The 23,387-nt window shown below is 35.4% G+C and carries 19 protein-coding genes, 2 pseudogenes and 1 riboswitch; of the genes and pseudogenes, 14 read left to right on the top strand and 7 right to left on the bottom strand.

The window, feature by feature from the left end; translation table 11 throughout:
- Positions 1 to 49: 49 nt before the first annotated feature.
- Entirely contained in the window at positions 50 to 685 is a 636-nt protein-coding gene (locus AB8S09_RS11505) for a cobalamin B12-binding domain-containing protein (protein ID WP_369869157.1), read from the bottom strand.
- A gap of 260 nt (positions 686 to 945) precedes the next feature.
- Between AB8S09_RS11505 and AB8S09_RS11510 the strand changes: the two genes are divergently transcribed.
- The 3 genes from AB8S09_RS11510 to AB8S09_RS11520 all read left to right on the top strand — a co-directional run bounded on the left by AB8S09_RS11510 (position 946) and on the right by AB8S09_RS11520 (position 5,243).
- Positions 946 to 2,757, top strand: coding sequence for an ASKHA domain-containing protein (locus AB8S09_RS11510; RefSeq protein ID WP_294183750.1), 1,812 nt, complete (start codon positions 946 to 948; stop codon positions 2,755 to 2,757).
- Positions 2,758 to 3,205: 448 nt separating this feature from the next.
- Positions 3,206 to 3,847, top strand: a complete 642-nt coding sequence (locus tag AB8S09_RS11515) for a cobalamin B12-binding domain-containing protein (RefSeq protein WP_294183752.1) — start codon at positions 3,206 to 3,208, stop codon at positions 3,845 to 3,847.
- A gap of 16 nt (positions 3,848 to 3,863) precedes the next feature.
- Positions 3,864 to 5,243: a methyltransferase MtaB domain-containing protein gene (locus AB8S09_RS11520; RefSeq protein ID WP_294183754.1), complete on the top strand. Its 1,380-nt coding sequence runs from the start codon at positions 3,864 to 3,866 to the stop codon at positions 5,241 to 5,243.
- Positions 5,244 to 5,294: 51 nt separating this feature from the next.
- Here AB8S09_RS11520 and AB8S09_RS11525 read toward each other — a convergent pair whose 3' ends face one another.
- Positions 5,295 to 6,545 (bottom strand): AraC family transcriptional regulator, encoded by a 1,251-nt coding sequence (locus AB8S09_RS11525; protein ID WP_294183756.1) that lies wholly within the window; start codon positions 6,543 to 6,545, stop codon positions 5,295 to 5,297.
- Between the two features lie 42 nt (positions 6,546 to 6,587).
- On the opposite strand from AB8S09_RS11525, the pseudogene cadA reads away from it, so the two are divergent.
- A pseudogene (gene cadA / locus AB8S09_RS11530) lies at positions 6,588 to 7,793 on the top strand (cadmium family heavy metal-translocating P-type ATPase); the annotation flags it as partial.
- 183 nt (positions 7,794 to 7,976) lie between these two features.
- Positions 7,977 to 8,525, top strand: coding sequence for a hypothetical protein (locus AB8S09_RS11535; RefSeq protein WP_369869158.1), 549 nt, complete (start codon positions 7,977 to 7,979; stop codon positions 8,523 to 8,525).
- Here the strand turns inward: AB8S09_RS11535 and AB8S09_RS11540 are convergent.
- Positions 8,517 to 9,896, bottom strand: coding sequence for an MATE family efflux transporter (locus tag AB8S09_RS11540; RefSeq protein WP_294183761.1), 1,380 nt, complete (start codon positions 9,894 to 9,896; stop codon positions 8,517 to 8,519). The genes AB8S09_RS11535 and AB8S09_RS11540 overlap by 9 nt on opposite strands.
- Before the next feature lie 8 nt (positions 9,897 to 9,904).
- Positions 9,905 to 10,357 (bottom strand): MarR family winged helix-turn-helix transcriptional regulator, encoded by a 453-nt coding sequence (locus tag AB8S09_RS11545; RefSeq protein ID WP_369869159.1) that lies wholly within the window; start codon positions 10,355 to 10,357, stop codon positions 9,905 to 9,907.
- 164 nt (positions 10,358 to 10,521) lie between these two features.
- Here AB8S09_RS11545 and AB8S09_RS11550 point away from each other — a divergent pair, with 164 nt between their 5' ends.
- From AB8S09_RS11550 to AB8S09_RS11560, 3 genes are all read left to right on the top strand, one after another.
- The gene (locus AB8S09_RS11550; RefSeq protein ID WP_294183766.1) at positions 10,522 to 11,148 is read left to right on the top strand and encodes a flavodoxin family protein; all 627 of its coding nucleotides are present in this window, start codon (positions 10,522 to 10,524) and stop codon (positions 11,146 to 11,148) included.
- A 98-nt stretch (positions 11,149 to 11,246) separates the two neighbouring features.
- Positions 11,247 to 11,822: an RNA 2'-phosphotransferase gene (locus tag AB8S09_RS11555; protein ID WP_369869160.1), complete on the top strand. Its 576-nt coding sequence runs from the start codon at positions 11,247 to 11,249 to the stop codon at positions 11,820 to 11,822.
- A gap of 8 nt (positions 11,823 to 11,830) precedes the next feature.
- Entirely contained in the window at positions 11,831 to 12,613 is a 783-nt protein-coding gene (locus tag AB8S09_RS11560; RefSeq protein WP_294183770.1) for an N-formylglutamate amidohydrolase, read from the top strand.
- 47 nt (positions 12,614 to 12,660) lie between these two features.
- On the opposite strand, the gene AB8S09_RS11565 is transcribed toward AB8S09_RS11560, so the two are convergent.
- Positions 12,661 to 13,827 (bottom strand): hypothetical protein, encoded by a 1,167-nt coding sequence (locus AB8S09_RS11565; RefSeq protein ID WP_369869161.1) that lies wholly within the window; start codon positions 13,825 to 13,827, stop codon positions 12,661 to 12,663.
- A 417-nt stretch (positions 13,828 to 14,244) separates the two neighbouring features.
- Here AB8S09_RS11565 and AB8S09_RS11570 point away from each other — a divergent pair, with 417 nt between their 5' ends.
- The 3 genes from AB8S09_RS11570 to AB8S09_RS11580 all read left to right on the top strand — a co-directional run bounded on the left by AB8S09_RS11570 (position 14,245) and on the right by AB8S09_RS11580 (position 17,925).
- On the top strand, positions 14,245 to 15,126 hold the full coding sequence (locus AB8S09_RS11570; protein ID WP_369869162.1) for a YitT family protein: 882 nt from the start codon (positions 14,245 to 14,247) through the stop codon (positions 15,124 to 15,126).
- A gap of 505 nt (positions 15,127 to 15,631) precedes the next feature.
- The gene (locus tag AB8S09_RS11575) at positions 15,632 to 17,005 is read left to right on the top strand and encodes an APC family permease (RefSeq protein ID WP_294183774.1); all 1,374 of its coding nucleotides are present in this window, start codon (positions 15,632 to 15,634) and stop codon (positions 17,003 to 17,005) included.
- Positions 17,006 to 17,106: 101 nt separating this feature from the next.
- Positions 17,107 to 17,925: a nitroreductase family protein gene (locus tag AB8S09_RS11580; RefSeq protein WP_369869163.1), complete on the top strand. Its 819-nt coding sequence runs from the start codon at positions 17,107 to 17,109 to the stop codon at positions 17,923 to 17,925.
- Between the two features lie 6 nt (positions 17,926 to 17,931).
- On the opposite strand, the gene AB8S09_RS11585 is transcribed toward AB8S09_RS11580, so the two are convergent.
- Together AB8S09_RS11585 and AB8S09_RS11590 are read right to left on the bottom strand one after the other, a co-directional pair.
- Positions 17,932 to 19,344: a HAMP domain-containing sensor histidine kinase gene (locus AB8S09_RS11585; RefSeq protein ID WP_369869164.1), complete on the bottom strand. Its 1,413-nt coding sequence runs from the start codon at positions 19,342 to 19,344 to the stop codon at positions 17,932 to 17,934.
- The gene (locus AB8S09_RS11590; protein ID WP_294183780.1) at positions 19,341 to 20,072 is read right to left on the bottom strand and encodes a response regulator transcription factor; all 732 of its coding nucleotides are present in this window, start codon (positions 20,070 to 20,072) and stop codon (positions 19,341 to 19,343) included. The genes AB8S09_RS11585 and AB8S09_RS11590 overlap by 4 nt, the downstream gene beginning before the upstream one ends.
- A 146-nt stretch (positions 20,073 to 20,218) precedes the next feature.
- A riboswitch (ZMP/ZTP riboswitch) is annotated at positions 20,219 to 20,303 on the top strand.
- A 48-nt stretch (positions 20,304 to 20,351) separates the two neighbouring features.
- Between AB8S09_RS11590 and AB8S09_RS11595 the strand changes: the two are divergent.
- From AB8S09_RS11595 to AB8S09_RS11605, 3 genes and pseudogenes are all read left to right on the top strand, one after another.
- Positions 20,352 to 21,512: pseudogene (locus tag AB8S09_RS11595) on the top strand (phosphoribosylaminoimidazolecarboxamide formyltransferase).
- A gap of 194 nt (positions 21,513 to 21,706) precedes the next feature.
- Positions 21,707 to 22,618, top strand: coding sequence for an ABC transporter ATP-binding protein (locus AB8S09_RS11600; protein ID WP_294183784.1), 912 nt, complete (start codon positions 21,707 to 21,709; stop codon positions 22,616 to 22,618).
- A complete protein-coding gene (locus AB8S09_RS11605; protein ID WP_294183785.1) occupies positions 22,615 to 23,376 on the top strand; it encodes an ABC transporter permease in 762 nt (253 codons plus the stop codon). The genes AB8S09_RS11600 and AB8S09_RS11605 overlap by 4 nt, the downstream gene beginning before the upstream one ends.
- Positions 23,377 to 23,387: the final 11 nt, after the last annotated feature.

Raw genomic sequence — 23,387 nt, forward strand, 5'->3', positions numbered from 1 at the left:
GCACCTAGAAAGGTGCCTCACCATATATTTAACAGGATATCTCATATTTTCATTTTTTGATGATTATATTTCTAGCGAGCTTGGCCGCTGAATCTGCATCAGGAGTGTAGTAGTCCGCATCTATTTGTTTTGCAAAATTAGTTGTAATAGGAGCACCGCCTATCATAAATGTGTATTTGTCTTTAATTCCTGCTTTTTTAAACGCAGTTATTACGTCGTCCATAGCAGGCATGGTAGTAGTCAACAATGCCGACATACATACAATATCCGCTCCTATTTTTTCGGCCGTTTTTAAAAATTTAGCTGGTTCAGCATCAACTCCTAAATCAGTAATTTCAATGCCTGTGCCCTTCATCATCATTGCCACAAGATTTTTACCAATATCATGTATGTCACCTTTTACAGTACCTATAACAACTTTGCCAATTATTTTTTTACCATGTTGAGAAATGATTGGATAAAGTGCTTTTAGTGCAACGGACATTGCTCTTGATGCTACAAGCATTTCGGGAACATATATTTCGTTGTTCTTGAATTTAATACCTTCTTTTACCATGGCATCTATTAAACCTTCATGTAATATTTTAGTTGGCTCGATATGTTCTTCAAGTGCCTGTAGAACGAGTTTCCTTGCCATTTTTGCATTACCCTTTTGAACATATAAAGAAAGTTCACTCAAATTCATAAATAATCCCCCTTGTTTTTATTAAAAAATACTAAACCATAATATAATTATAAAACTATTTTAAAAGTTAATCTTTTAAAAACTATACTTTTTAATAAAGATTTTTTTGTTTTGGATACATTCAATTTTAATATAAATCAGTGAGAGGTTATTTTGCTATAAAAAATATACCGTATTTATGCGGGTTACGGCATTTCGCAAATGCCTATTATATATCAAGTATGTTTATTTAAATATGCGGGAAGGAGATATAATAAAAAATGGATAAATGTAAAATCGTAGTACACTACAGTAAAGGTGAAAAGCTTATATATGCTGAAAAAGGTGGGAATCTTCTGAATATATTGAGAGATAATAAGGTCTATGTGGAGAGTTTCTGCAATGGAAAAGGGAAGTGTGGAAAATGCAAGGTCAAGATAATAAGGGATTTGGACAAGAAGACGGCAAACAATAATGGACATCTTACTGAAAGTGAAATAGAAAGTGGATTTAGGCTGAGTTGCGAAACAATTGTAAATGGGAATCTGGAAATAGTGATTCCAGAAGAAAATGGGACAATGACAGTACTTACAGAAGGAAAAGAATGTAATTACGAGTTGGATTGTTTAGTCGAAAAAAAGCATGCGGTTTTGGATAAACCTTGTATTGAGGATCAAAGGGATGATTATAGAAGATTAAGTGATGGTTTTGGAAAAGAGGATCTGAGTATAAACTTGAAAAGTTTTCCTATAATGGGTGAAACCATGAGAAGTGAGAATTTTGATGTTACCGGGATATTTTTTAAAAATAGGCTTTTGTCATTGAAAAGCGGCAAATCCAATGTAAAACTCTATGGATTGGCAGTAGATGTAGGAACGACCACAGTAGCTGTATACCTTTTGAACCTGGAAAATGGAAAAGTACTGGACGTACAGTCACAGGTTAATAGACAGCGAAGTTATGGTGCCGATGTGATTTCAAGGATAAATTTTACTATGGAAAATCCCAGGGGGCTTGATGTACTAAATAGGAGCATCATAGAGCAGATCAATGATATAATAGGACTACTATGTGGAAGGAACAGTATAGGAAAAGATGATATATATGACACAGTCATAGTGGGTAATACTACAATGATTCATCTGCTTTTGAAACTCACCTGCAAATACATGGCCATGTCACCTTATATTGCAATGATTACAGAAGGGATTGAATTCAAGGCCAGAGAAATCGGGATAGATACAGGAGGAATGGTAAGCCTGATTCCCGGCATTTCAAGTTATGTGGGAAGTGATATAACAGCAGGTATAATATCTTCTGGACTTTTGAATTCGGAAAGATATTCTCTGCTGCTGGATCTTGGCACCAATGGTGAAATGGCTCTGGGAAATAAAAATGAGATAATAACCTGTTCTACTGCCGCAGGACCGGCTTTTGAGGGAGCAAATATAAAATGCGGGATGGGTGGTGTAATTGGTGCCATAAGCAAAATAGATCTGTCGAAGGATAAAATATACGAAACCATAGGTGATGTTGAGCCCCTTGGTATATGCGGTTCAGGGGTTATGGACATGGTTGCGCAGCTTTTATCTCACGGTATAGTGGATAAAACAGGTAAAATGCTTGAAAAAGATAAAGTGGAGGATGAAAAAGATAGAGACAGAATTATCAGAGAAGGTAAAATGCTGCAGTTTATTGTGGCAAGAAACAGTAGAAGTCGGAAAAATATAATTTTCACTCAAAAAGATATAAGAGAGGTACAATTGGCAAAGGCGGCAGTTTGTGCGGGAATAAAAATACTGCTTAAAGAAAAGAATATTGGCTTTGATGAGATAGAAAAAGTCTATATAGGCGGCGGATTTGGAAATTATATGAATATTAAAAGTTCCATGCAAATTGGCATGATACCTAAAGAATTGGGTGGTAAGCTCAGATCTATCGGCAATTGTGCCGGAAGTGGTGCCAGAATGTACCTACTGTCCAAAAATGTAAGAGATAAGACTAAATTAGTAGTGAATAAGGCAGCGTATATAGAATTATCAAAAAGACCGGATTTTCAGGATTATTTTATTGATTCTATGATAATGGAATAAAAAATTACAAGTTGTGAGCCAAAATACCATAAGATATTTTTCATTATGGATCTAAAAAAAATTATAAAAATCTAAAAAAATTCTTTACTATGATATAACATATAAAATATTGTGCACTGAAAATAATTATACCTTATAGGTTTAATTCGATAGGAATTTTTGGAAAAGAGTAATATCCATATTTTGCTAATTTTCTCCTGCCAATATAGCCCTAAAATGAACATAATAAAGGATCTAGCCTGATATTTATTGATTCCAATGTTGTTTTTTATTTTGCCTAAATTAAGGCTTTTACAGGATTTATTAGAAGATGCTTTGAGTATCTTGAAGTATTGATAAAAAACTATATATACTACAATATTAAATCTATGGTCCGGACTATAATTAACATGTAAGAAAAATTTAAAAATTTTAAAGGGATTTTTAACTTAAGGGGAGGAGATATGTAATGGATTTAAAGGAACTTTCTTCAGTTGTACAAACAGGTAGTCAGAAAAAATCCAAAGAACTTGTAAAAAAGGCCTTGGACGAAAAAATTGAACCAGTCAAAATATTAAACGATGGTATGATAGAGGCTATGTCAGAAGTTGGTGTTAAATTTAAAAACAATGAGATATACGTTCCGGAAATGCTTATGGCTGCAAAGGCAATGGCCGCAGGTATGAAGGTGTTGGAACCTATTCTTACCAAGACCGGAGTAAAACCTGTAGGTAAAGCTGTAATAGGAACTGTAAAAGGCGATTTACATGATATTGGTAAAAATCTTGTGGCAATGATGATGAAGGGCACAGGCATTGAAATTACTGATTTAGGAGTTGATGCTGAACCAGCTAAATTTTTAAAAACGGCCGAAAAAATAGGAGCGGATATTGTATGTATGTCGGCATTGTTGACTACTACCATGCCTGCTATGGATGATACTATAAAGGAATTTGAAAAGGCAGGAGTGAGGGATAAGTATATATTTATGGTAGGTGGAGCACCCTTATCAGATGAATATGCAAAGAAGATAGGGGCAGATTACTATACTCCCGATGCAGGTAGTGCAGCTGAAGTTGCAAAGAGTGCGGTTCTTAAGAAGAGTAAATAAAAGGGGGATTGGCATAATGGCAAATGTATATGACAAATTGGCATATGACAAACTGGATGATTTTATATATGGCTCGTGTCCTAAACCTGTGAAAACTAAAAGCGGACTTGTAGTTGGAGGAGGGGAAATATATCCGGAGCTAAATTTTACGTTACCTGCAATGACAGTTGATTCTAATACTATCAAGGATGCTTATAAGATATATAAAGAGATAATGGATGGTGCGCTTAAAAGGGCAGTAGAATTGCATGCTCCCGGAGTGGTATTGGAATATGAAACACTGCCAGAATTTACAATACATCCTGAATGGGGAATTGAAGTAAGTAAGATAATTGTTGATGCACTTAATGAATATAATGCAAAATATGGACTCAAAGGAGCTTTGAGAGCTACACCTAATGATATAAGAGAGATGAACAGACCTCCTATAATGAGAGGAGGAGAGTACTGGGAGGAAATGCAGCAGATATTTGAGGGCTTTGGTAAAGCAGGAGCAGACTTTTTAGCTATAGAGTCTACTGGAGGAAAAGAAATAGATGATGATGCTCTTGTAAACGCAGACATACAAAAAGTCATATTTGCACTGGGAGTTCTTGGATGCCGTGATATGAAATTCTTGTGGAAAAAGATGGTTGAAATGAGCAATGCAAATAATATTATACCATCAGGAGATTCCGCCTGTGGATTTGCCAATACGGCAATGGTACTTGCAGAAAGAGGATTTATTCCTAAGGTATTTGCATCAGTAGTTAGAGTGACTGCTGTTCCCAGAGCATTGGTGGCATTTGAAGAAGGTGCTGTAGGACCTAGCAAGGACTGTGCTTATGAAGGAGCATATCTGAAGGCAATAACTGGTTTTCCAATAGCAATGGAAGGTAAATCAGCAGCATGTGCACATTTCAGTCCTATAGGCAATGTAGCAGCTGCAGTAGCGGATCTTTGGAGTAATGAGTCCGTTCAGCAGGTTAAACTTCTTTCAGGAATGGCACCTGTAGTGTCCATGGAACAGCTTATATATGACTGCAGGCTTATGAATGAAGCAAAGAGGCAAGGTAAAGGTACTGAATTAAGAGATTTATTGGCAGATTCCGATTCAAGGCTTGATCCTCAGGCATATGTACTTAGACCTGATGTGGTATTTGACATAAGCAGGGGAATTTTAAAAGGTAAGACTCCGTTTGAAAGAACTAAATTGGCAGCACAATTGACAGTGGAGAAACTTAAGAAGGCGATTGCCAATAAGGAAGTTAAAGTTGAAAAGAGAGAATTGAGATGGATTGATATTATGGAGAACCAGATTGAGGATGTACCGGATGATGAACTTGAATTCTATGATCAGATTAAAGATGATCTTGATTTTGACAAATTCCTTCCAAAGGAATATGGATTGGATTAATAAACGTTTAATAAGGCACTGGAAATTAACATCAAATTTCCAGTGCCTAACTTAACTTACAAAAGTCAAGTTTCCCTTCTGCCGGTATTGTTTGGGAGTCATGCCGGTAAAATTTTTGAATACCTTTGAAAAATAACTTTGATCTTCAAAACCGACTTCAAGGGCAATATTTAATATAGAATAGTCTGTATTCCTCAAAAGAAACATACTTTGTTCAATTCTGATTTTATTGAGATAACTTGAGAAATTCATTCCAATTTCCTTTTTAAAAATACTTGAGAAATAAGAAGAATTAAGATGTACCATATTGGCTACCGTATCAAGGGTTATGTTGTTTTTATAATTTTTATTTATATAAGCTATGCATTTTTTTATTAGAGCAGGATTCTTTGATTTATTTATTTTAAAAACGTTTTCTGTAAAGGCATCAAGTATATTTATTAAAAGAAATGAAATGTCTTCTACTTTTTTAATTTTATTTAATTTAATTAAAAAATCACTGCTTAAACTAAAAACTTTGTTGAAATCAGCACCACCTTCTATAGATGCTCTAGAAAGAAGTGTACATAGTTCCAAAGTACGGGTTTTGATTATCCGAATATCATTTCCTGAATAGAACAATATGTGGGCTAACAGATCATTTAAAATATTTCTGGCTCCTATTATGTCACCATTTTTGACTTTGATAAGAAGTTCATTTTCAATTTTATAAGTACGCAGCATATCATTATTAGTACTTTTTAAATCCTGTAAGCTTTCACCTATTTTAGATTGCTGGTGTGATCTTTTATTTTTTTCATAAAGCTCGTATTTTTCTTCCCCCATAAGGCTGCATGCTACTATGAATAATAATTTACTCAGATGTCGTACCTTTGAAGGTTGTACTACCTGGATGTCACTTAATTTAGTTTCTATCAGTCCCTTCAACTGTATATCCAAATCAAATTTTTGGATAATATCATTTACCATGAATTCATCCGGAAAGTTCATAAGTATGGGACCGGCAAGTACAGAACCTTTGAACACATTTTTTTTTATTATTGGAACAGTATAATGTATAAGCCCTGCAGGACAGGAAAATATATAAGATTCACCTAATTTTTCCGATTGCTTTGCAGCATATAGGTGAGTTTGAGAGCAGGGACATAAATCATTAGTACATTCCTTGAAAAATCTACAAAAGCTTGAGGGCTTACCTATTCTCATGAATTCGTTTCCTATTTCATTTATCACTGAAAGCGAAATATTAGTGCAATAAGAATAGGTTGACAGGGTATCTTTAAGTATTTTTATAAAATCCATATATAACACCTACGCTTCCATCTATGTTAATATGTTAACATAATTTTTGGCTTTAATAAAGACCGGCGTTCGCAAAATTTTCTATGGCAAGCCCAACTATTATTTTTTTCGCGGCAGCATACCTATGGGAGCATTTTATTTGCAGGAGGAGTGATCCCAAAACTTCAAGATTGGATTCAACTGGCTGTATTTTTAATAAGCTATGTTGTAGTTGGCGGAAATGTTGTTTTGCGGGCAGTGAAGGAAATATCTAGAGGTCAGGTATTTACTGAGCATTTTCTCATGAGTGTTGCTACGATTGGTGCTTTTTGTGTTGGACAATATCCTGAAGGTGTGGCCGTGATGCTGTTTTATATGCTAGGTGAATTGCTTGAAGACATGGCCGTGGATCATTCTCAAAGATCAATCAATACATTGATGAATATAAAGCCCGATTATGCAAATCTTAAGATTGGCGATAAATTGGAAAAAGTATCGCCTGAAGAAATAAACGTGGGGGATATAATTATTGTGAAACCAGGAGAAAAAATCCCTCTTGACGGTAAGATTGTAAAGGGAACTTCAATGGTCAATACATCTGCACTGACAGGTGAATCAGTTCCGCGTGAATTGGGACCTGGTAAGGATGCCTTAAGTGGATTTATCAATGGAAATGGTGTCCTGACAATTAAAGTAACAAAAAAATATGGAGAATCCACCGTATCCAAAATTTTGGATCTGGTTCAAAATGCCGGCAGCAAAAAAGCTCCTACTGAAAAATTTATAACAAAATTTGCACGTTATTATACTCCAATTGTTGTATTTGGTGCTTTAGCACTTGCGGTAATACCACCTTTGGTTATTGCAGGGGCAACTTTTTCTGACTATGTTTACAGGGCTTTGATATTTTTAGTTGTGTCCTGTCCATGTGCGCTTATAATTTCAATACCGCTGGGATTCATAAGCGGCATGGGAGAAGCTTCAAAAAGAGGAATACTTGTAAAAGACGGTAATTATCTTGAGGCATTGAACAGCGTTGAAACAGTTGTTTTTGACAAGACAGGTACATTAACTAAAAGTGTATTCAGAGTTACAAAAATAAATCCGCAAAATAATTATTCGGGTGAAGAGTTAATAGAAAGTGCGGCATATGCGGAGAGCTATTCAAACCATCCTATTGCAATTTCAATTATGGACGCTTACAGTGGGAAGATCGACAAAAGCAAAATTGAAAATTATAGTGAGATTGCAGGATATGGCATCAATGTGGGAAGCCGTGTTCGGAGATATGGGAGTTGCACTGATTGCAATCTTTAATTCAATAAGGGCACTGGATGCAAAAAACTTGTGAAAATAAAATTTTACACATTATATTTCAGTGAAATTATGGTAATATTTAATTGTAAAGAAAGATTAAAATTGCCTATGCTGGGAATTGGGGATGGGGTGAAATTGAAAAAACATATTAATAATTTTATTTTAGTGCTTTTTTGTTTAGTGCTTGTTGTTGGTGTTGGGTGCAGTAATTCAAAATTAACTGATGCTAAAAATATTGAAACTGGAGAGAGAATGGCAATCGATGAAACAATATCGAATTATATTGTCGTTTATTATTCTCATATATTGACTAATGCTGACAGGGTTTTTGAAGCACATAAGCTATATGCAATCGAACAGAAAGATAAATTGATAAATGTTTATATTTATACACTATTTGAAGGATATGCATTTTTTGATGGAAAATTTGGAGCTTCATGCGGCGGAACGAATCCGGCCCTTCTTGTATTGAAAAAGGATAAGGATAAATTTATTGTTACCCAATTTGTACAACCTAAGGACGGGACAGAATATAGTTCGTCTATTAAGAAAATGTTTCCTCATAAATATACAGATAAAGTCATGAGAGATGAGGGGCGCGATTTGGGATTGGAGTCACAGATAAGATCAAATGCCGAAAAATGGTTGAAAGCACAGGGGAGAGATGAAGTGCTTTCAAAATGAATCATCTTCAAAGTTGACAATTTCAGCTTCCTCTTTGCTGTTTATGCGTTTCATCTCAATGGAGATAAAAACTCCTGTTACAAGAGCGGATAGAACATCAGCTATGGGCGGGGTTCTCCATATACCCTCAATGCCCCAAAATCGCGGCAGTATCAACAGAAGAGGGATCAGCAGCAGCAATTGTCTGGATAGTCCTAAAATTGTAGATTGGATTGGCTTGTTGACTGCCTGAAAGTATTGTGAACATATAATCTGGAAGCCGGCTACGGGAAACATTAAAAAAAAGACTGACATTGCATGTGCAGTGAGCCGGATTAGTTCTGTATTATTGTTGTTGAACATGCTGGCGATCTGAATGGGCCACAAATGTACCACTGCAGTGCTGAATGTTGCTATTATAGTACCGACGATTACCGCTTTTTTCAAGGTTTCTTTTACCCTGTTGAATTGCTTGGCACCATGGTTGAAACCTATTATGGGCTGGGCACCTTGGCTGACACCTAGAATAGGCATAAACATTAAGGTAGCTATGCTTCCGACGATGCCAACGGCCGACAGTGCCATATTACCACCGTAAGATGCCAGTGATTTGTTTAATATAAGGTTTTGCAAACTGTTGGCCAGCTGCATTGAAAATGGAGCGAATCCAATGGATACGATGCTGGTGACTAAATTTTTTTGTAACCTGAGATTTTTTAACCGTATTTTGAGCAGACTAGGTCCCCAGAGAAAATAACTAAGAACCCAAATAGATGAAAATATTTGACCGCAGATGGTTGCCAATGCGGATCCCTTGATTCCAATGTGTAATCTCATTACAAAAACGTAATTTAAAACTATATTTATTATAGTTCCAGCTACCTGAGTATACATGGACATTCTGGGATTGCCTTCCGCTCTGATAAAATTGACCATACCCATACTTATAGAGCCAAATGCCGATGCCAGCATTATGATATGTGTAAAATCTTTGGCATAGGGCAGGACTTTGGCACTTGCTCCAAAAAAAGTCAAAATGGAATCACTGAAGGAAAAATAGATGATGCTTATACATATTGGCAGCAGGATCAGCAGCAATATAGCATTTCCTGCAATTTTTTCAGCTTCTTCAGACTTTTTCTCTCCCAGACGTATGGATATAAGCGACGTGGCACCAACACCGATCAATACGGATACCGCCATAAGAATAAGCATAATCGGGAAGGCTACTGTTATTGCTGCGATGGCAATTGAGCCGACTCCACGGCCTACAAATACACGGTCGATAATATTATATATAGAGTTCACCAGCATGGCTATAACGGCAGGCCAGGAAAATTTCCACAATAGACTGCCGATTTTTCCGTTTTTGAGTTCAACTGTACTATTCATTTTGTAATTCACCTTCTTAATTTTTGCATGAATTTGACAGCATATTTAAGGCTATCAACAAACTTCGACAAATCTTCAGGATCTGTATTACTTAAGATTTTCCCCATGCACTGAACAGAGCTTTTCATTATATCTTCTATTTCTAATTTTCCGGCGTCTGTAAGAGATATAAGGGATTTTCGTCTGTCATTTGTGTCATTATGCCGAACAACTAGATCAAGCTTTTCCAATTGATCAATCAGAGTCGTTAAACTGCCTTTTTTCATATTGAGCATTTTGGCAATTTGGGTTGCAGTGAGGACATGATTCTGGTAGAGAAAACCTATAATCATGATGTGATTTTTTTTAATTCCAGGGTATTGACGGCTTTCTTTTGGAAATTGGCGGAGAAATCTTTCATGGAACAAACCCATGGTTTTAAATAACAAGTCGTATAACTCCTGAAGCTGTTCATATGTCATGTATATCACCTTTCAAATAGTTATTAGTTAGAATTCTAACTTTAAGAATTCTAACCTAGTATATAACTTTGTTTTGCGATTGTCAAGTTGAGAGATTGACTATGGTAATGATTCGCTATAAGGTGTATAGTTTTATTGAGAAATATCTGAAAGAAGGTTTAATTATGAAAGTTATAGCGATTAATGGAAGCCCGCGGAAAGACGGGAATACAAGTCAAGCCTTGAAGGTAATGGCAGATGAATTAAAAAAACATGGTATAGATGTTGAAACTATTCAAATTGGACATTTGAATATTCATGGGTGTACAGGATGTGGATACTGTTCTTCCTCTAAAAAAAACAGATGTGTTTTTAAAGATGACATTGTCAATGAAACAGCAGAAAAAATGAGGGAGTCAGATGGGTTTATTCTGGCGTCACCCACTTATTATGCTGGGATCGCCGGAAATATGAAGTGTTTTTTAGACAGGGCATTCTTGACAAGTTCAAATTATTTCAGATTTAAAGTGGCAACTTCCATTTCGGTTGTCAGACGTGCAGGAGGCGTAGATGTAGTTCACCAGTTGAATAATTATCTGAATCTGGCAGAGACGATTTTGCCGCCATCCCAATATTGGACTTCTGCCTATGGTATGGATAAAGGTGAGGTTATGAAAGACAGCGAGGGAGTACAGACGCTTCGTAAAAATGCGAGGGCTATGGCCTGGCTGCTTGAAGTAGTTAACTTTGGAAAGGAAAAGTTTCCTTTACCCGCCGATGAAGGTCATATCATGACAAATTTTATTAAGTAGGGCTGCCTGTAATATTTTGAAGAAAAATTTTTCTGCCTTATAAGTGATATAATTTATCTGTATTGATCTTAAAAATATTAGGGGTGTCGTGATGTTATATGAAAAATAATAAATTATATGAAACTAGATTGAGTAAATTCATTTCACTTATACTGAGGCATAAACCGCAGGTAATAGGCAATAGAATAGATAAAAATGGATATATGCCTGTAGAAGATCTTTTGGACGGGATAAATGCACATGGATATAAAATAAACATGGCTTTATTAGAAAAAATAGTAGCAGAAGATGAAAAACAAAGATATTCCTTTGATAAAGACAAGGTTAAGATAAGGGCAAATCAGGGGCATTCAATAAAAGTAGATCTCGGATTAAAGGTAATTGAGCCGCCTGATTTATTATATCACGGTACAGGTAAGAAATACCTTTCAAGTATATTGTCCATAGGGTTAGTTAAAAGAACGAGACAATATGTACATTTGTCAAAAGATTATCCTACGGCTGTAAAGGTTGGGGAAAGACACGGATCTCCAGTTGTTTTAATTATAGCTTCAGGACGGATGCAGAAAGATGGATTTAAATTTTATCTGTCTAAAAATGGTATCTGGCTTACAGACAATGTACCGGTTAAATACATTGAACTGTCTGAAAAAAGCAAGAGGGGAGAAATATAGAAAAAGGTATGAAAGCTGTAAATTTAAGACAATGTAAAAATTCCTGTGGGATAATTGCAAGCATTCCCCATAGCTCGTACAAGATTCTACCTGAGATGGAAAAGAACCTGAGATCTGATATAATATTGGCAAATAACGACTGGTTTTTAAGGGAATTGTATAGCTTTTTGGATGAATTGGATATAGTTACAGTATCGGCCAATTACAGCAGATATGTAATTGACGTAAATAGAAGTATTAAGGATAATATTAATCATGAAAAATATACCAAATCCCTGATATATTTTAAAACCACCTTTAATAGGGAGATTTACACCGAGCTTCCAGATAAGGATATTATAAATTATAGAATAAATGAAATATATATACCATATCATTTTTGCTTGCTTGATAAAATAAATGACGTCCTGAAAAAAAGAGGAAGAGTTTATCTGCTTGATTTACACAGCTTTTATATTCAATCCAAGTCAGATATAGTACTGGGTACTCGTTATGGAAAAACATGTTCGGAACAATTTTTGCATATTGTATACAGTGCATTTGTGCAGGAAGGATTTACTGTAAAGGTTGATGAAATAGGACTAAGAGGGGGCTACATAACATATCATTATGCCTCTATGGAGAATGTTGAAACTATACAAATTGAGATAAGGTATACGGCATATATAGAAAACAGATTCTTTGGTGAAGAATTCCTGCCAAAAATAAATTATGAATTGTTTGAAAAAACCCAAAATCGCTTGAAAAAAGTTTTTACTGGGATAAAGAAAAAACTGGAATATTTGAAATAATAAAAAGGGTCCGATGCCAAATTGTGCAGCAGACCCAGATTTTTCTGCTAATTGGAGACTGATGTGCCTCCTTTTACGTTATTATTATTGGAAGATGAACTGTTTGTGTTCGTATTTTCAGTATTGCCTCCTCCGGAAGATGGACTGCCTGTATTTGTATTTCCGGTATTGCCTCCCCCAGAAGACGGATTGTTTGTATTCGTATTTCCGGTATTGCTTCCTCCGGAAGACGGATTGCCTGTATTTGTATTTCCAGTATTATTTTTGGTACTTCCTGGATAAGAACTGTTTGAATTTGTATTTCCAGTGCTGCTTCCAGGGTATATTTTATTGGAACTGCCGCTGCCGGTAGTTCCTTTGTTATTTTCAGTACTCTTGTAAGAAGGATTGGCTGTATTTGTGTTCTTAATTGTACCTTTTGAAGACGACTTAGTCGTGCCATTGGTCTTGGTTGTTCCCCCCGTTGAATTGGTAGTGGGTTCTTTGTTAACGGTGTTGTCTATTTGAGGGGTTTTTGTATTATTGGATTTTGCCTTAAAAAGAGTTCTACTTGAAAGTCCCACAATTACGACCAGGGCAATTGATGCCATAGCTATCAGAGCCTTTTTATTTAAAACAGGTTTTGAAGTTCCTCGTTTTTTTTGACCACCTAATTCTTTATTTCCATAAGAATTTTTATTCATGGTTTTGGTAGAATTATCTTTTTTAGTTGGTCTTGAAACTGCGTTAGTTATATTTTTGGGTATATTGAGCAATAAAAATAGAAGCCCTTTTTGTTCCATGGATTCTATCCTCTTGAATTTTTCAGGTGATCTAACTATGACAGCAGGTTTAGAAAGTGGTGCATGTTGACCTTCTGCATAAAGTGTAACTGAAAATTTATCGCCTTTACTCAAAAAAGGTATATTTACATCTAACGTTTTATCTTTTATTGAAGAGCTAAATTTCAACCCCTTTGTTATCTTTGTCTCTGCAATTTTTAAATTGTTTTGTCTATTTTGTATATCTAAGGTTATCTCATGAATTATTTTATTTGATACATTGACAATCGTAACAATGTATGCAAAAACTTTCTTACCTTCTAGATTCATTGGGATGGCATCTCCCACACGGCATAATAATCTGGGTGCCAGATTTTTGTAATAATCTAAAAGCAATCCAGATATAAACGATATTACTATAGTGATAATTGCAGTTTTGATAACGCCCAGCATATTAAATTCGCTTCCTTGCTTTTTATAGTCATGTAAATAAATTATAAGATAGATACATATTTGTGTCAAATGGGTAAATCAAGGTAAATCCCGAATTTATGAACAGAATATAAATGTCATAATCGTCGGGAATATTAGCTTTTACCTCAACATTGACCCTGTTTAACAGTGATGAAAAGAAGTACTGCTTGGTATATAATTAAATATATGTGAAGAATTAAGGGAGTATGTTATATTGTAAAATGATATCTTATAGTTTAATATGAAAATATGAGCACTGTGATCGGAAAATGAAAAAGTGGGTTTGTGACCCTGAATAAATGTTAAAATTATAACAGATAAATTTAATGTTATAATCTACAATATTAAACATATTATCAGTATATTTGTGAAAATCAAAGTTGGGGGTTGAAAAAAATGACTATAAAAAATAAACATAATTATTTTATTCAATATGGGCAGATGTTAGTTGGATGTATAATAGCAGGGTTGGGATTCAGTTTGTTCTTAAAGCCCAATCAGATAGCCAGTGGTGGAGTTGTAGGTATTTCCTTGGTGATACAGAGATTATTTAATGTAGAACCTGCTATTGTGCAATGGTATATAAACATTCTGCTGCTTTTTTTAGGCCTATTTGTAATGGGAAAAGAATATACTACAAAAACTGTATTTGGATCATTGGCTCTTCCATTTTGTATATTTTTTATGAGAAATTTACATTATGTAACTTTAAATCCTCTTTTAGGGACCGTATTTGGAGGTTTACTTTCAGGAATAGGACTTGGATTTGTATTTAAAAGCAACGGATCTACCGGAGGAACTTCAATAATAGCGAGCATTGTCAATAAATATACGGGGATGAGTATAGGAAATTCTCAGGGAATAATAGATGGAATCGTAGTATTGGCTGCAGGATTTGTATTTGGCGCTGACAAGGCTTTATATGCTGTAATAGCACTGTTTATAACCAGTAAATCTATTGATTTAATCCAGCTTGGATTTACGGCATCAAAAGTAGCTTTTGTAGTTTCCGATAAAACGGAAGTTATAAGAAGTGCAGTCTTAAAGGGCCTGAATAGAGGGGTTACGGAGATTTCAGGTTTAGGGGGATATACTGACCAAAAGCGTATGGTCTTGATGGTTGTTATGAGTCAATCTGAATTGAATAAATTCAAAATTTTGATAAAATCTATTGATCCCGGTGCCTTTGTGATAATAAGCAATACCTATGAAGTATTGGGACAAGGCTTTGATATAAGTAAAAAAGAAAGATCCGGAAGTTATGAAATATGCAAATAGTTTTTTTGAATAGGAATGTTATTGTAAAGAAGAGATAGCAGTTGTCATCTGTAGGGGGAACTGCTACCTCTTCTTACTTTAAGTGAGCGACATTGCAGATGTAAAATTAAAAAAAGTATAAAAATCGCGAAAAAATAGGCAAAATTTCTAAAATTATAGGGATAAATACTTGAGAACGGATTTTATGCCTTTTTGCTTGAATCCTTAGCTTATTCATGAAGATGAAAGTATATTAAAGAATATGGTATAATGTCATTAAGAAATAATGATGTATGAAAATATTGTGTGCTAATAACAAATTTCAGAATATTCTAATTTATGTTAATATTAAGACATCAACTTCAGTAATAATTGTGCATATATCAAAAGAAATTACTGTTAATATTGCAATTTATTCCAAAAACTTGTATCAATTCTAAAATATCTGTAACAATATCATATTTTAAATTTAATTGTATCTCTGATAACGTTAACATTAAGACTAATGAGTAGGAGGTTATTAACTATGAAAGAAAAATATCAAGAAAATTCTCAAGAAACTGTCCTTGAACGGTTTGGGTACAAGCAGGAATTAAGTAGAGTGCTGAAGACAAAAGATCTGGTGATTTACGGATTGATCATCATGGTTCCAATTGCACCCTTTGGTATATATGGGATTGTAAATAAGGCGGCAAACGGTATGGCTGCGTTGGCATATCTCATTGGTATGTTTGCAATGCTTTTTACGGCGTTTAGTTATGCGAAAATGGCGGAAGCGTTTCCTATTGCAGGTTCGGTATACTGTTATGCGAGTAAAGGTTTGAATCCGATTGTTGGTTTTTTTGCTGGATGGTCAATATTACTTGATTATGCGTTTATACCTGCACTTCTATATCTGTTAAGCGGAGCTGCCCTTCATGATATAATGCCCTCGATTCCTATCTTCCTGTGGGCATTTATTTTTATCATATGTAATACCTTGATCAACATCAGGGGAATTGAAATAGCTGCAAAAGCCAATAAAATACTTCTCGTCTTTCAATTTATCATATTTTTGTATTTTGTAATCTGTGGAATATCTGGAATAGTTCACGGGGTGAATGGTGCTGAGTTTTCCATTAAACCATTATTCAATCCAAACCTTGGACTTTCAGCGGTAATGCCGGGAGTAGCAATTTGTGTTTTGAGTTATCTTGGGTTCGACGGTATAAGTACATTGGCTGAAGAAAATCAAGGTGGCGCCAAAACCGTGGGTAAAGCTACTATAATCGCATTATTGGTTACAGGCATTATATTCTTTATACAGTGCTGGATAGCCGGAATGGTATATCCAAACTGGCGTGCCCTTAAAAATCCCGATACAGCATTTTATGCAATTGCATTTAGCATAGGGGGAAATGCACTTAAACTTACATGTGAAATTGGTATAACTATTGCATTGGGATTTGCATGTGCATTGTCATTTCAAACTGCAGTTTCAAGGGTGCTGTTTAGCATGTCGAGAGATGGACTTATGCCAAAAGCTTTTTCAAAGGTTCATCCTAAATTGAAAACACCATATGTTGCGACAATTTTTGTAGCTGTAATTGCTATAATAGTATGCAGCATATTTAGCAATGCGATTGATGTATTGTCATGCCTGGTTAATTTTGGTGCTTTAACTTCATTTGCTATACTTCATATAGCAGTTATTAATTATTTTGTATTTAAAACTAAAAAATATAATTTCTTTCAACATATTGTATTACCCACCATTGGGCTTATTATAGTGGTATACATCTGGATACATCTTGCCAGCATGTCGAAAATCATAGGGTTAGCTTGGCTGGCTATAGGGGTTGTATATTACCTTGTGCTGACATTTATATTAAAAAGGGATACTCGTAAAATGAGAGTTTAAATGATATTATAATAGTATTAGATAAAATTGATTCAATTATTCAAAGGCAGAAGAAGCCATATATATGTTATGAATGAGATTTTATTGAGGAGATGGATTAAGTGATAAAAATAGATACCGAAAAATGTATAGGATGTGGTCAATGTGCCAGGGACTGTTTTCCCATGTGTATAGAAATGGATGGAAATACGGCAAAACTCAATGACAATTACTGTATTAAATGCGGTCACTGCATTGCTGTCTGTCCGAAGGGAGCCATATCCATAGACGAGTACAATATGAGAGATGTAAAAAAGTATGATGAGAAAAACTTTTCAGTAGATCCGGACAATCTGTTGAATTTTATAAAATTTAGGAGGAGCATAAGACAGTTTAAAGATAAGAAAATCGAACAGGAGAAGATTGACAAGGTAATAGAAGCTGGAAGATTTACTGAGACAGGAAGCAACGCACAGGATGTATCCTACATAGTTGTAAGGGACAATCTAAAGCAGTTAAAAGATCTTACCTTTGAAAATATGGAAAGGATCGCTCACAGTGTCCTTGAAAGTAGAACCGCTGAGGCTAGGTTGTATAGAAGGTATGCAAAAATATGGATAAAAATGTGCAGGGACTATAGACAGAATTCCAGAAATGACAGGATATTTTTTAATGCACCGGCGGTCGTGGTCGTCACAGCTTTGTCTGCGGTAGATGCTGCATTGGCATCGTCAAATATGGAGCTTGTTGCCGATACACTAGGACTTGGTGTTCTTTTTAGCGGTTTCTTCGTAAGGGCGGCAAATGAAAGTCAGGATATTATTGATTTTCTTCAGGTCAAAAAAAGGAAAAAAATTATGACCTGTATGATGATGGGATATCCTGATGTAAGATATTTTAGAACAGTTCCGCGGAAACAGGCAGATGTAATCTGGAAGTAGTAGAATTTACAGTATTATATTTATAGTTGTGCCTTTTCCCAGGGCACTTTCTATATTTATACTCCCGTCCTGTGCATCTATTATCTGCTTGGATATTGCCATGCCGAGGCCTGAACCTTCAATTGAAGAGCTGGTGTTTGTTCCCCTGTAATACCTTTCAAAAATGTATTTTAGATCTTTTTCAGATATACCTCTGCCATTATCTTTTATTGTAATGTGGATCCTATTTTTTTTATAAATTGAAATGTCAATTTGCACGCTGTCCTTGTTGTGAATTATGGCATTTAAAATTAAATTGCCCAGAGCCCTTTTTAAAAATTTTTTATCTACGAAAGCTTTTATATTTTCATCTTCAGGATAGAAATTCACATTTTTATTGGAGTAAAGCGGATTGTTTAAAATTTCTATGATTGTATCCTGCAGTAGCAGGGTTATGTTTGTCTCTTCTTTTTTTAAAGGTACAGCTTTGTTTTTCAATTTGTAAGTTAAGTTCAAGTCTTCGATTAATGACTGTATATAGGAGGATTTGTTGTATATTATCTCGGAATACTGCTGAATTTCCTCTTTGGAAAAAGCGTAGTCCGGATCTTTCATTATTTCGGCATAGCCCTTTATGGAGGATAGTGGAGTTTTCAGGTCATGGGATATGGAGGAAATCCAGGTAGCTCTCATCTTCTCGAGTTCTTCTCTTCTTTTCCTGTTTTCCCCGAGAGTTTTGCCCAGATTGTTTAAGTTTGAAAAAACGCCTTTATAGACACCTTTTTCCTGGTAATTTGTTTCATAAGCGCCCTTTGAAAGCTCATCTATGCCGTTGATTATATTTTGAAGTGGTTTTCCCATCCTCTTTCCAAATACAAAATAGGAGATAATTATTGCCACCAGTATATCCATGCCCAGCAGCAGCAGAACTCCGTTCCAGAAAAAACTTCTCAGTGAAGAAGGATTGAAGACAAGGGTGTGTTTTGCCACTCTGTTTAGAGGAAAACCTATTATATAGGAAAAGCTCCTGCCGCCGTATTTCTTTTCACCTATAAATATGGAAGAATTGGCTGTGTCATATTTATAGATATGGGCGAATTTTATGGGAATATATTTAACGGGAACTGCAGCGGGCTTTTTAAAAGAATACATCTCCCTGAAGTTTTCATCTACTATTTGAATCCAGGCACTATTTTTTTTAATTTGCCTTATACCTTCCTCTTTTACAAAGGGCATTCCATTTTTAAAGGCCACATATTTGGAAAAATTCAATGTGAATTTTTCCGGGGTGGGGGCAGTAAAGTTTTTCTTGGTATATAAAATTAGCTGATTCCAGAAAAGCAGATTTATGAATAATTCAATTATAATTATAAATACCAATGTCACGAGAAATCTTGTAGTAATATTCCAATTGGTTTTGATCTTATTCCTGATTTTCATATTAAGCTACCTCTTCGTTGAATTTTCAGCTTATAACCCAGGCCCTTGACTGTAATTATGTATTTTGGACTGGAAGGATTGTCTTCTAATTTTTGCCTCAGTTTTCTTATATGAACCATAATTGTGTTGTCATATCCCTCATAGCTGTCTTTCCAGACTTCACTGCATATCATTTGTTTGGTCAGAATTTGGTTGGCATTTTGAGCCATATAACACAGCAGGTGATATTCCTTGGGGGTGAGAGTTATAATTTTATCTGCCTTTGACACTTCGCCGCCTGCAGGGTCAATCACTATATCTCCAAAACTTATTTTTTCCTTTTTCATTGACATTTCATTTTTGATATATACGTTTCTTCGTAAATGTGCCTTGATCCTGAAGGCCACCTCTTTGGGGCTGAAAGGTTTGGTCACATAATCGTCCGCACCAAGTCCCAGGGCAAGTATTTTGTCTACATCTTCAGATTTTGCAGACAGGAAGATAATTGGTACAAAAGAAAAATTCCTTATATTTCTGCACACCTCAAATCCGTCCATATCCGGCATCATTATGTCCAGGACTACTATGTCAGGTTTTTCGTTTCTGCATATTTTTATACCCTCTGATCCATTTTTCCCTTTGAATATTCTCCTGAACCCCTCTTTTCTGAGAACTGTTTCCATAAGCTTTAAAAGCTCGATTTCATCATCTATTAAAAGTACCTTTCTATCTAAAATTTGATCCTGCATTTTTACCTCCAATGGTCAAAAATATATATATTTTAATTATAGCATCATTTAAGCATTCTTCCCCTAAGATACAAAATTTTAATGTTCTGTTAAGGTTTGAATCATTGACATGGATATTGGAGTATAATATAATTTAATGGACAAATAAATGATCATGTGACTGGCGGAAATGGAGTTTACCATGGGAAGCATGATTGAATAGAAGTTGTATCGACCGCCTGGGTAATTAATAATTTACCCGGGTTTTTTTGTGTTCAAATTTGGAAGGGAGTAATGCAGATGAAAAATAATGAAATTATATTAAAGTATGGTTGTAATCCACATCAGAAACCTGCCAGGGTTTATATGAAAAAAGGAGAACTTCCATTTAGAATTATAAATGGCAAGCCTGGATATATAAATCTCATGGATGCACTTAATTCATGGCAGCTTGTTAAGGAATTGAAAAATACTACAGGTCTTGCAAGTGCGGCCTCTTTTAAACATGTAAGTCCTGCCGGTGCTGCAGTTGCAGTGCCGCTTGATGACATACTGAAGAAGGTATATGGTGTTGAGAATGAGGAGCTTGCATATTGCAGGGCGAGAGGTGCCGGTAGAATGTCTTCTTATGGAGATTTTGCGGCTTTAAGTGATGAAGTTGATTTATCTACGGCTAAAGTATTAAAAAGTACCGTTTCTGATGGAATAATTGCGCCGTCCTATAGTAAGGAGGCTCTTGAGGTTTTAAAGAAGAAAAAGAGGGGGAATTATTGCATAATTCAAATTGACAAAGATTATGAGCCCTGTGAAATGGAAAAAAGAAAAATATTTGGAGTAACCTTTGAGCAGAAAAGGAATGACGCAATTATAACAGATGAACTTTTGAAAAATATAGTAACAAAAAGGAAAGATCTCACTCAGAATGCAAAGAGAGATCTTTTAATATCAATGATTACACTTAAGTATACTCAGTCCAATTCTGTATGTTTTGTACTTGATGGACAGGTGATTGGAGTTGGTGCAGGACAGCAGTCAAGAATTCACTGCACAAGACTTGCCGGATCAAAAGCAGATATATAGTTTTTAAGACAGCATCCTTCAGTCTTATCACTTCCATTTAGAAAGGGGCTTAAAAAAGCTGAGAAAGATAATGCAATAGATCAGTATCTTCGTAATGATGTAACGGAAGAGGGGACACGACACTGGAAAGATGTATTTACTGAAGTTCCGGGAAAGCTTACGGAAGAGGAGAAGAAAAATTGGATTTCAAAACTTAAGGGAGTTTCTCTAGGCTCTGATGCATTTTTCCCATTTAGGGATAACATAGACAGGGCGTCTAAAAGCGGGGTTGAGTACATTGTTGAGCCAGGCGGTTCCATAAGAGATGATGCTGTGATAGAAGCCTGCAATGATTATAATATTATAATGGCCTTTTCAGATTTAAGGCTGTTTCACCATTAGAAGAAAATAGAAAGATACATTTCAAAAATATAAAAAATATGATAAAATTTTAAGCCTTTTATGATAGAGCCTATTTTCATAGAAGGCTTTTTTATTTATATGATGAAATTTAAGGTTCCATTAAGGTTGCGGTAAATAGGATTTAAACTGGAGGGTCTATCATATGACTTAAGCTGATTCAAGGAGGAAATTGTATGGAGAAAAATATTGTAGAAACTGTAAATTTAGCAAAAAGTTTTAAAAACTTCAATGCAGTAAAGGGAATAAATTTATCTGTAAAAAAAGGAAGAGTATATGGATTCCTTGGCCCAAACGGGGCGGGAAAATCTACAACTATAAGGATGCTTCTGGGTCTTATAAAACCCACAAGTGGACAAGTCCGTGTGTTTGGCAAAGATTTTCAGAAAAACAGGATGGATATTTTGAGGAGAGTTGGATCCCTGGTGGAAGCGCCATCTTATTACGGGAATCTGACAGCTTATGAAAATCTGAGGGTATCGGCGGAACTTCTGGAACTTGACTATAAATATATTGATGAAGTTCTGGAAGTTGTAAAACTAACAGAGTGGAAAGATAGACGGGCTAGTAAGTTTTCACTCGGCATGAAACAGAGACTTGGAATTGCCCAGGCTCTAATATCAAAACCGGAACTTCTTATATTGGATGAACCAACCAACGGGCTTGATCCCTCTGGAATTCATGAGATAAGAGGTCTTGTTAAAAAACTTCCCAAACTCTACAACATGACAGTCATCATATCCAGCCACAATCTGAGTGAAATTGAACTTGTAGCAGATGATATAGGAATTATAAACAGGGGAAATATGCTGTTTCAGGGAACTCTTGAAGAGCTTCATTCAAAAAGCAAGGGGCAGATCTGTATAGGGGCCAGAGATCCTAAAAAACTTAAAAATACATTGGACAGCTGCGGATACGAGTACAGGACAGAAGGAAAAGATGTTTTATTAAAGCCCCGGGGAGAGGAGCCGGAGGAGATTTTAAGACAGCTGGTATTGAAGGACAATAGAGTATTTAAATTTGTAGAAGTGCAAAAATCTCTTGAAGAAATATTTCTTGATCTTACTGGAGGGGGAGAAAATATATGACATTTACTTCAATTTTAAAATCCGAACTCATGAAGTACAAGAGGTCAATACTTTGGAAGGGTGTATTTTTTATTCCAGTTCTTTCCTTTATACTTTTAAGTATGGATTTACACATGAGATACAGTTTTTTAATGACAGATGAGCATATAAAATCCCTGTCCAAGTTTGGAATTTACGACAGAGTAGGTGCTCTTATCTATGAGAGCCATGCCGCTACCCTGTGGTTTGTCCTACTGAATTTATCAATTGTTGTAGTGGCGGTTATTGTAAATTACATGGAATACAGCGAAAAAACATGGAAGCAGCTTATGGCAAGACCGGTTGAAAGAAGTAAAGTTTATTTGTCAAAGTGGATTGTAGTGCTTGCAGCTGCATTTATCCTGGTGATTTTAAACGGTATGTTTCTGATAATCATAAAAAATTTGTTCCATGTCCAGGGCAGTTACAACTTGATTTTAAGATATATAGGATTTGAATTGTGTACAATTTTGGGAGTGGTGAGTTTTCAGGAGTTTATAAGCTGTTATATGGAAAATTCGCTGGCAGCTGCAGCTGTAGGTTTTGCAGGAAGTATAGGGGCCTATATGCTTGCACAGAGTAAGCTCCTTTCGTATTTGGTTCCCTATGCAAATGTATTGATGGCAATGCCGGTTGGAGATGGCAGTGATGCATGTAAGGCAGCTTTTTTTGGTATAGTTTCCGGAATACTGTGGCTTGTGATAGGTATACTTGAATTCAATAGAAGGGATATAAAGTAGGTGGTGAATAA

This window comes from Clostridium lapidicellarium, from assembly GCF_041224415.1.
In the GTDB taxonomy this organism is placed as follows: Bacteria; Bacillota; Clostridia; order Clostridiales; family Clostridiaceae; genus Clostridium_B; species Clostridium_B lapidicellarium.

Bases quoted from the DNA above. Each gene is read 5' to 3' on its own strand.
- AB8S09_RS11505 (WP_369869157.1), bottom strand. From the start codon at position 685: ATGAATTTGAGTGAACTTTCTTTATATGTTCAAAAGGGTAATGCAAAA.
- AB8S09_RS11510 (WP_294183750.1), top strand. From the start codon at position 946: ATGGATAAATGTAAAATCGTAGTACACTACAGTAAAGGTGAAAAGCTT.
- AB8S09_RS11515 (WP_294183752.1), top strand. From the start codon at position 3,206: ATGGATTTAAAGGAACTTTCTTCAGTTGTACAAACAGGTAGTCAGAAA.
- AB8S09_RS11520 (WP_294183754.1), top strand. From the start codon at position 3,864: ATGGCAAATGTATATGACAAATTGGCATATGACAAACTGGATGATTTT.
- AB8S09_RS11525 (WP_294183756.1), bottom strand. From the start codon at position 6,545: ATGGATTTTATAAAAATACTTAAAGATACCCTGTCAACCTATTCTTAT.
- AB8S09_RS11540 (WP_294183761.1), bottom strand. From the start codon at position 9,896: ATGAATAGTACAGTTGAACTCAAAAACGGAAAAATCGGCAGTCTATTG.
- AB8S09_RS11545 (WP_369869159.1), bottom strand. From the start codon at position 10,357: ATGACATATGAACAGCTTCAGGAGTTATACGACTTGTTATTTAAAACC.
- AB8S09_RS11550 (WP_294183766.1), top strand. From the start codon at position 10,522: ATGAAAGTTATAGCGATTAATGGAAGCCCGCGGAAAGACGGGAATACA.
- AB8S09_RS11555 (WP_369869160.1), top strand. From the start codon at position 11,247: ATGAAAAATAATAAATTATATGAAACTAGATTGAGTAAATTCATTTCA.
- AB8S09_RS11560 (WP_294183770.1), top strand. From the start codon at position 11,831: ATGAAAGCTGTAAATTTAAGACAATGTAAAAATTCCTGTGGGATAATT.
- AB8S09_RS11565 (WP_369869161.1), bottom strand. From the start codon at position 13,827: ATGCTGGGCGTTATCAAAACTGCAATTATCACTATAGTAATATCGTTT.
- AB8S09_RS11570 (WP_369869162.1), top strand. From the start codon at position 14,245: ATGACTATAAAAAATAAACATAATTATTTTATTCAATATGGGCAGATG.
- AB8S09_RS11575 (WP_294183774.1), top strand. From the start codon at position 15,632: ATGAAAGAAAAATATCAAGAAAATTCTCAAGAAACTGTCCTTGAACGG.
- AB8S09_RS11585 (WP_369869164.1), bottom strand. From the start codon at position 19,344: ATGAAAATCAGGAATAAGATCAAAACCAATTGGAATATTACTACAAGA.
- AB8S09_RS11590 (WP_294183780.1), bottom strand. From the start codon at position 20,072: ATGCAGGATCAAATTTTAGATAGAAAGGTACTTTTAATAGATGATGAA.
- AB8S09_RS11600 (WP_294183784.1), top strand. From the start codon at position 21,707: ATGGAGAAAAATATTGTAGAAACTGTAAATTTAGCAAAAAGTTTTAAA.
- AB8S09_RS11605 (WP_294183785.1), top strand. From the start codon at position 22,615: ATGACATTTACTTCAATTTTAAAATCCGAACTCATGAAGTACAAGAGG.